General features: G+C 42.6%; 17 protein-coding genes. 3 read left to right on the top strand and 14 right to left on the bottom strand.

Going from position 1 to position 7,439, the window contains the following annotated elements:
• Positions 1-70: 70 nt before the first annotated feature.
• The 11 genes from PF479_RS09185 to PF479_RS09135 form a co-directional block, all read right to left on the bottom strand.
• The gene (locus PF479_RS09185; RefSeq protein ID WP_298005263.1) at positions 71-823 is read right to left on the bottom strand and encodes a recombinase RecT; all 753 of its coding nucleotides are present in this window, start codon (positions 821-823) and stop codon (positions 71-73) included.
• Positions 824-902: 79 nt separating this feature from the next.
• Positions 903-1,352, bottom strand: a complete 450-nt coding sequence (locus tag PF479_RS09180) for a hypothetical protein (RefSeq protein ID WP_298005261.1) — start codon at positions 1,350-1,352, stop codon at positions 903-905.
• Entirely contained in the window at positions 1,349-1,621 is a 273-nt protein-coding gene (locus PF479_RS09175; RefSeq protein WP_298005258.1) for a hypothetical protein, read from the bottom strand. Before PF479_RS09175 ends, PF479_RS09180 begins: the two co-directional genes overlap by 4 nt.
• Before the next feature lie 2 nt (positions 1,622-1,623).
• Positions 1,624-2,589, bottom strand: a complete 966-nt coding sequence (locus tag PF479_RS09170) for a YqaJ viral recombinase family protein (protein WP_298005266.1) — start codon at positions 2,587-2,589, stop codon at positions 1,624-1,626.
• A gap of 102 nt (positions 2,590-2,691) precedes the next feature.
• Positions 2,692-3,030, bottom strand: coding sequence for a DUF1064 domain-containing protein (locus PF479_RS09165; protein ID WP_298005256.1), 339 nt, complete (start codon positions 3,028-3,030; stop codon positions 2,692-2,694).
• A complete protein-coding gene (locus PF479_RS09160) occupies positions 3,030-3,206 on the bottom strand; it encodes a hypothetical protein (RefSeq protein ID WP_298005254.1) in 177 nt (58 codons plus the stop codon). Before PF479_RS09160 ends, PF479_RS09165 begins: the two co-directional genes overlap by 1 nt.
• On the bottom strand, positions 3,206-3,445 hold the full coding sequence (locus tag PF479_RS09155) for a hypothetical protein (protein ID WP_298005251.1): 240 nt from the start codon (positions 3,443-3,445) through the stop codon (positions 3,206-3,208). Before PF479_RS09155 ends, PF479_RS09160 begins: the two co-directional genes overlap by 1 nt.
• Complete coding sequence (locus tag PF479_RS09150; protein ID WP_298005248.1) at positions 3,442-3,681, bottom strand: hypothetical protein; 240 nt, start codon at positions 3,679-3,681, stop codon at positions 3,442-3,444. Before PF479_RS09150 ends, PF479_RS09155 begins: the two co-directional genes overlap by 4 nt.
• Before the next feature lie 100 nt (positions 3,682-3,781).
• A complete protein-coding gene (locus PF479_RS09145) occupies positions 3,782-4,288 on the bottom strand; it encodes a hypothetical protein (RefSeq protein WP_298005246.1) in 507 nt (168 codons plus the stop codon).
• Between the two features lie 671 nt (positions 4,289-4,959).
• A complete protein-coding gene (locus tag PF479_RS09140; protein WP_298005244.1) occupies positions 4,960-5,106 on the bottom strand; it encodes a hypothetical protein in 147 nt (48 codons plus the stop codon).
• On the bottom strand, positions 5,103-5,294 hold the full coding sequence (locus PF479_RS09135) for a hypothetical protein (RefSeq protein ID WP_298005241.1): 192 nt from the start codon (positions 5,292-5,294) through the stop codon (positions 5,103-5,105). Before PF479_RS09135 ends, PF479_RS09140 begins: the two co-directional genes overlap by 4 nt.
• A 140-nt stretch (positions 5,295-5,434) precedes the next feature.
• Between PF479_RS09135 and PF479_RS09130 the strand changes: the two genes are divergently transcribed.
• The 3 genes from PF479_RS09130 to PF479_RS09120 are packed head-to-tail and all read left to right on the top strand — an operon-like array spanning position 5,435 to position 6,006.
• On the top strand, positions 5,435-5,617 hold the full coding sequence (locus PF479_RS09130; RefSeq protein ID WP_298005239.1) for a hypothetical protein: 183 nt from the start codon (positions 5,435-5,437) through the stop codon (positions 5,615-5,617).
• Between the two features lie 33 nt (positions 5,618-5,650).
• Positions 5,651-5,806: a hypothetical protein gene (locus PF479_RS09125; protein ID WP_298005236.1), complete on the top strand. Its 156-nt coding sequence runs from the start codon at positions 5,651-5,653 to the stop codon at positions 5,804-5,806.
• Positions 5,803-6,006: a hypothetical protein gene (locus tag PF479_RS09120; protein WP_298005234.1), complete on the top strand. Its 204-nt coding sequence runs from the start codon at positions 5,803-5,805 to the stop codon at positions 6,004-6,006. Before PF479_RS09125 ends, PF479_RS09120 begins: the two co-directional genes overlap by 4 nt.
• A 194-nt stretch (positions 6,007-6,200) precedes the next feature.
• On the opposite strand, the gene PF479_RS09115 is transcribed toward PF479_RS09120, so the two are convergent.
• The 3 genes from PF479_RS09115 to PF479_RS09105 form a co-directional block, all read right to left on the bottom strand.
• Positions 6,201-6,539 (bottom strand): hypothetical protein, encoded by a 339-nt coding sequence (locus PF479_RS09115; RefSeq protein WP_298005231.1) that lies wholly within the window; start codon positions 6,537-6,539, stop codon positions 6,201-6,203.
• Entirely contained in the window at positions 6,536-6,706 is a 171-nt protein-coding gene (locus PF479_RS09110) for a hypothetical protein (protein ID WP_298005229.1), read from the bottom strand. The genes PF479_RS09115 and PF479_RS09110 overlap by 4 nt, the downstream gene beginning before the upstream one ends.
• A 9-nt stretch (positions 6,707-6,715) precedes the next feature.
• Positions 6,716-7,439 (bottom strand): hypothetical protein (locus PF479_RS09105; protein ID WP_298005226.1); only part of this gene is annotated, 724 nt, incomplete at its 5' end.

The following is a 7,439-nucleotide window of genomic DNA, read 5'->3' as shown; positions in this document are numbered from 1 at the left end:
CATTTATTTCTCCTATATCCGGTTACTATTCCACCGGGGAAGCCAAGATGATCACCTCCTGATAGGAAGATTAAACCGCTTCAAAGTCTCCATCTACATCCAGGTGATGCTCTGGGTCTGCCATGTCCATTCTGACTGTCATATTATCACTTGCCACGGCCTGGGCTGCTTCGGTGCTCTTTGGTGCTGACTTCAGAAGATCCAGGAGGACAGTCATGCAGGCCATGGCATCAAAGTTTGTTTTCCAGGGTCCGGAAGTAAATGCTTTGCTGAATTTCTTTGCATGATCCTCAATTTTCTGCTTTGACCATACGACAAATGATTTCCCGCCGTTGTCCAGTTCATAGACTGCGTAGTAATAGACGGATTCCCCTGTGGGCTTCGCTGAGGGCTTATGGTGTAGTCTTTCGTCAAGTCCGTACTCATAGGCGAACTCGTCGGCCTTGTCCACTACACGGGCATTTATACGCTTGTACTGTTTCGATCTGTAGGCAAGATCCAGGAGTCCTTTGTACCCGAGCTGAAACTGAACCTCTGATCCGTACGGGATCAGATAAGCCTGGCCGAGCGGTGTATTGGGTTCCAATCCAAGCTGAGCCGCCGTCATCAATGCGCCCATTAAGCTGGTAGGATTTGCCTGTGCAAGTTTCGGATTGGTCCGGATAGCTGTCATTGCGATTCTGACAAATCTTTCCTTGTCCACATGAGCCGGGAGTGCTTTCCCAAATTCATCCTTGGTACTCGTGATCAAGCCGTAAATAGTCGGTGCTTTCGCCTGTACCTGTTTTGTCTTTTCCGTTGCGTCTTTGCCTTCTACGTTCATTTAATTCTCCTTTTACTGTTTTTATTTCTAAGCCTGTTTATCTGTCGAATTGTCATCCCTGCATATTTTCCGCATGGCATCACATTACCTCCTGAAAGCCGAAATCAAGCTGACCTGATCCGGTCTTTACATAGTCCTGAAGGGAATATTCAAACTGCTGAAGGATCAGAATATCCGCTTCCTCAATTCCGTGATGGATCTGTATTCTCTCTGAAATATCTCCCACATTCCTGATACTGTCCCTCCATCCGATCTTCGGCAGCTTGATTGTCATTTCCTCCCCGTTCTCTGCGGCTGCTGTGCATTCTATGGTGATATTGGTCTCACCCCTTGAACGGGTCCAGCTGACCTTTTCGACTCTGACGGCTTTACCACAGATTGATCCAGCCAGTTTATTAAGGTCATTATGAGCCTGTATCATGGTCTGTTTTGGTTCATCATCTGATCCAAATCTCAGGATGCATTCCTCATGAAGATACTGAATGTCGTGAGCTACCGGGCCGCCTTTTGTGTATTTTGTTATGGTCATGATTCACTTACTCCATATCCAAGAGTTATCACAACTGCATTATATTTAATGTAATATGCAACATTAACAACAGTATTAAGATCACAGCACCATTGACCTAAATCATTTTTTAATTCTGAATATTCTTCCCCAACAGGCAAATCAACCCATTCACCTATTCTTGGTATTATATCAACCGTCGATTTAATCCATCCCTCTCCTTTTTTTTTATCAAAAGGCGCTCTCAAAGATTCACTGTCAATCTCATCAAAAACATAAAATATATTCATACTCATCTCTCCTTAACACTGAACCTTGATGATTCAGTAGTGTTGCTGTATTCCTCTGCTATCTCAGGTTTTTCAAGCCTGAGCCGTTTCCCGTCTAGTCTTGTCACGGGGAAGCGTGAGTTTGTCACCATCATGTTGTCAGTCTCCCCGTATTTGTGGATTCCCATATCCATAAGGATTTCCTGCTGAATGCGTTTCCTGTCCTCTGTGAGCCTCTTGATCTCTGATCCAAGGTATTTATGTAATACCATCTTTTCCTCATCCTGTGGGATCATTGCGGCTTCTTCTGACTGAGGTCTGCCAAGATGGTCAACTACTTTCTGATCTGCATCCGATCCGTTCGGAGCTGGGAAATTCATTATGTTATTTTCCTGAATTATTTCCCAGAGTTTCCTCTCTTCTTCTACCAGTGCTATGATAAACTTATCATTCCTGGGGACAAAGCGGATAACCGGGAGGCTTCCACACATTGCGAAAACCAGGAACTCATCAAGCCCGGTCCCGGCCATGTAATGCTGAACCTGACAATAGTCTGAGTCCATAACCTCTGAACCGTCCCGGCCCCCGTAGTATTGGAGCATATAGGATGAACGGAATTTCAGTTCCAGGCCGATTAGTTTTGCTTCAGTTCCGCAATCTCCAGGCTCTTCACCTTCTTTTAGCTTTGTTGTAACAATTAAAAACCCGTCAGTATTGATAATCATCCATGGATAAATGTCAGAGCGGTACATGTGAGTCGGATCGATGACTTCAACATCAAGGTCAAGTCTCTGTTTAAGGATCGGCTTGACAATGTTGTTCCGGATCAGAGGCTCCATGAGGTTCCCCATGATTATGGGGTCTTCCTGGGAAATGTCATCAGGCTTTATTCTGCCTGTCTTTTCCATTGCCACCGTGAGAGGGCTGCTATATTTGCTCATGTTCATCACCCCTGCAGCCTCAGAGCCTCCGATCCCTTCTGTCCTCATAGATAGCCATTGTTCGTGTGTCATGTCCTCATAGGCCGCTATGGGAGAACAGGAGGGAAGTTTTATCGGTTCGTTGATTAGTTCAATTGTCATTATAATTCCTTATGTTTCGATAAATAAATAGTCAGGGTAAAGATTCAGGAATATCTGTCTTTTCAGAGTGTAGACAGGAGTCAAAAATCCCTTGACATCTTCAACTACCCACATCCCAGCGCTGACAAGGTAATACTTGAAATCAGCTTTATATGATCGCTTTGCCAATGTTTTACCATTCCATTTAATACGTGAAACTATTTCAAACTTCGGCTGTAATTCTAGGCTATGGATCTGTCCATCTGTCTCAAGCCATTTTAATTCCTGATACCGCTTCCCCTCTTTCTGTGAGTCAAACTTGATGCCGTCAATTACAATCTTTTTGGCGTTGTATTTTGATCGGTACATCAATCAACTCCCGCAGGTATTCCAAGAATCAAGATATCCCATAAAAGAAAATTGATTTTAACCATTCTGTCAACGTCGCTGGCAATAATCCCTTTGTAATAATATATTCCGATTCCAAAACCAGGAGCTAACTTTAAAACAAATTCAACCTTTCTTTTTTCGTTATCCATACTCATTATTCAACTCCTTCCAGGTTCTTCAGGCATCTGATACACATGGCCGCTGTCTGGATCAATTCCATCCTGTAGTCATAAAGGGTCCCTCTCTCATAGACGTACTGATTAGCGGCTCTCACGGCCTCCCCTGACTCTTCTGCCATGATTGCCACCTGATGGATGATGTCTTTAGGCCATGATGGGTGAGTGTCCTCCGCCAATGCCAGCTCACATAGGATTGATTCAATTATGTCATTCATGCTGTAAACCCATGGTTCCACGGAAGAGGTCTTCCACCCTGTAAGGTTCCAGGTTGTGTTGCTTTTCCTGAGTTCATAAGTATCCGGTTTTCTCTTGTTTTGGCCCTCAGCTGAGCCTTATACATTCTCATCCAGAGCTTTGTTCCTGCAGGGCTTGATCTTTTCTGCTTAACCTTTTTTTTATTCTTCCGTTTCATAATCTTTTTAATTGCTTTAATTAAACTCATCTTTTTCATAACTTCCCCTGTAAATTGATTCCAATTCTTGCGATGAATCCGATCTGATGCCTTTCTCCGAATTCCTTGATTCTTATTCCTGTTCTGTAGATAAATCCTTTCATTTTACTTCTCCCATCTTGAACTTCTGATTCATCTTTACAAGTGCATAGTCAAACGCTTCTTTTGTAAAAACTTCATCTACTTTTGAATCAAACAAAGTTTTAAACTCTTTCATCTTAGCAGAAATAATATCATCAATGCTGTTTGTGAAGAAGTTTTTATCTGATGAGTAACTACCAGATTTATAGATCATCTGAGATGTCAGTACTTTAAGAAGTTCTTTTCTCATAGTTGTTGGGACGTCTTTGTCTCCGTACCTTCCAACAGGCTGATACTCTTTGTCTACCAGTTCCTCTACCAGAGCAGGGAGAACCTTTTCCGCTGTCTCTGCCACTTTACTGGCTATAATCTCCGCAACAACAGAGTCTACTTTATTCTGTATTCCTTTTGAAAGATTAGCTTGAATACTGTCTACAAGTTGTCTCTCAATTGAGTTTGCCAGTGATTCCATATCTCCGTACTCGTCCCCTAAAATGTCCTGTAAATCAATTTCAATTTTCATCATTCTCTCCTATTATTTGAATATAGCTACGCCATACCCCTTTAGTCATTGACTAAGTGAGTTGGCAATATGCCCTTCCGTATCCCATAGCCCCAATACAGGATGGATCATTGAGTGTCACCTACTCCAATATAATTGTGGGTGTCTCAACCTTGTCAGTTTTATGTCTGATGATTGCTGACTTTCATCATGACTTTATAGTTGGTCAAATTTACCGCTTCCAACTTCGGGCACGCTGCGTAGTTATCGATTGCCGCCGTTATACTCGTAAACGGTTCGGACTCAAAAAAAGACCTTATTGAAATCCCTTTTTAGGAACTACCCTAAACACAACCCATCTACGAAATTGTATAAAGGGACTTCAATAAAGCCTCTTGATATTGTAGATGTTTGTAATCCAGGTAGTTAGTCTGAACAATTAAATCATAATCCCTATTTTTCAATTTGTCAACATCCTTCTCTATTCTTTAAAAAACCGGGCTGAGATCCTAAACCCACCCGGCCGATGCAATCCTTTAGAACTCCCCCTCAGATATGGTCGGCTTGTTCAGGGCCGACCTTTTGTTTAATATCCGGTTGACATACGTCTCCGGTATCCTCAAAGGTGCAGATATCACATCCGACGTCCTCGCATGGGCAGGGATCAATCAGGCAGTGTATCCATTCCTCGAAAATCATCTGAATTCCTCGATCCAGTCAAGATCCTTTTTGTCTGAATATTCATTGAACTGCCTTTCTCTGATCTCGTCAGGAGTTTCCTGGATTTCCTCATTCTCAAAGAATTCAAGGTTGTCTGTTTTCCATGGTGGATCTGGTATCATGATTTCCTCCCGGGTTTTTCTGGTTGATAATTAAGGATCAGTTCGGCGTCCTCTTTGTCAAAGACACGTTCTGCCCTTCCGTTTTCATTCTCTTCATAACGCCGTTTCATTCCGATCTTTTTTATACGGTGATAAACTGCCGCCGTTGATATGTTCGCCTTTTTGGCTATCGTTTTTATTGTTTCCATACCGTTGATTATATCCGGTTTATATCGTTTGTCAACTGTATAATTGTTTTTATTTTATTTTAACTATTTGTGTCTATATCGTTTGACAGGCTTCTAAAGATATGTATAATAAAGGTAGATAGTAACTAAGGAGAAAAGAAATGAATAAGACAAGTAATGGTTTGTATACAGGTTCTGTTAATGGTAATGTTTATGTTGTAGTAAGAAATAATAAAGTTTGGGATTGGGCAACATACAATGGAATCGGCGGAGAATGCGTAAACAGTGGTACAGAGCTTTCATCTTCAAAGGCAGAAAAAAAGGCTTTACAATCTTTTAAATAAACAAATAGCCCCGAAAGGGGCAAAGGAGTTATCATGCAACAATTAGCAGACATAGCTTTATCGGTCGGAGTGGGATCGTTTTTATTATTGATTATTGTAATGGGGTTGAATGTGATTTTTCATCCAGAGGAATCAAGGTTGACGGATGATGAGATTTATCAGGAACGGATTAGGAAGGAGGGAGAATGAGAGAATATGAAGAAATAATTGGTAGCCTTTTGAATGACGATGTTTTATCAAAAAAAGACAAGGTTGAAACATTGAAGTCATGGATTGGAATAATAAACGATAAAGTAGAAGGAAGAATCCTTGACAGAGAAAAATTAGAACATGTCGTTTTCGTTACATCATTGATAAAAGAAGGAATAAAAAGAGCAAAGAAACTTTAAAAATGAGGCCGTGACCGGAGAAGGAATCACGACCTCCAATAAATCATTCTGAGCGGAAAGCCTTATACTGGTCTTCCGTTTTTTTTACGTCCAAGCCATATTGAGCTATTGAGATCCAGACGTAATCCGGGATCTTAACAAAGCCGTCAAGATACTCAACGCCTTCGATGGATGGGAAGTCAGGGAAGATCACTTCAGGAGGAAGAACTGTCTCCGTCACTATCACCGGCTCCGGCAAGGTCTCGCATGATATCAGAAGCATTGCGAACATTAGCCCGATTATCAGGAGTCCGCAGCTTCTTGCTCTTTTTGATATGGTCAATTTCGATCTCCTGTAGTGTGTCGATCATTTGGTCACGCTTGCGAATCTCATCTTCCTGAGAGACAACAATATCTCTTAGAGTTCTGAGCCTTTCTTCATTATCGGCTATGTCCAGTTTAAAGCCCTTAACCCTCATGCGGTTAATCTTCCACATGACGCCGATAACGGAGCACAGAGCGACTATTGCACCGATTAGGTATACTGTTGTCACTTCGCTACGGGAGCATCCACCGGTTTGACTCTTGCCACAAACTCCCCGACCTTGTCCCGGTTCAATAGTTCGGCTGCCAGGTTCGCCTTGCTGAGTTCTGCGCTCTCTTCTTCCGGAGTTGTTTCAACCTCGGTGTAAATCTCATCGTCTTTTAGAATCTGAATCATATTGTCTCCTTAACTAGAAAAATTCTGTCCCCATAAATAGAGGTGTCCGACTGCTGATCTTGGGTCTGTTGTTGATCCGGTTCTTGGGGTTCCGTTTACTCCGTCTGTTTTTGGTTCTCTTGTAGAATATAAAGTAGAAGAATAGGACCCGTTAAAAAAGTTTATAAATGATCCAGCAGTGTTGCTGCTACCTATATCATTTCCTGTCAAAGAAGTCGGTATGTGATAATGCCCCTGACCCCTATCCCGTCTTCTCAACCCGCTGATATTTTCCCCATCATTAGCAGATACAAGAGTTCTTCCTGTTGCCTCATATACACGGGCTGTGGTTGATGATCCTGAAACCCTGTTGGTATAAAAGTTCGCTGTGAAGGTTCCTGACGCTGAACCGTCGGCCGCTGTGAAAGCAAAGCTGATAGTCCGTGTCAGAGGGTCAATGGCGGTTATTGCATATTCCCCGGCTGAGATAGTTCCGATTGCTCCGGCAAGTGTTATTGATCTCCAATTGCTGTAAGATCCATGGACAAGGTTGTCCTCTGTGAGTGCCGTCAAGAGTGCATTTTCTGCCGTTGTGTTGGCAAAAGTCAGGGTTGCAACATTGGAGACGATCGCCCATCCTGTCACGTCAAAGGCTGATTTCTGCCCGGTTATTCCCTCGTTGTAAGTCAGGCCTTTTGCTCTCAAGTGAGTGACAAGCGAAGGCCAATTTGCGGCGGCAATATCTGTCGAGGTG

It is taken from the genome of Oceanispirochaeta sp., assembly GCF_027859075.1.
GTDB lineage: Bacteria > Spirochaetota > Spirochaetia > DSM-2461 > DSM-2461 > Oceanispirochaeta.
The sequence above is the reverse complement of the archived record's forward strand: the minus strand, read 5'-3'. Positions and strand labels throughout refer to the sequence as shown.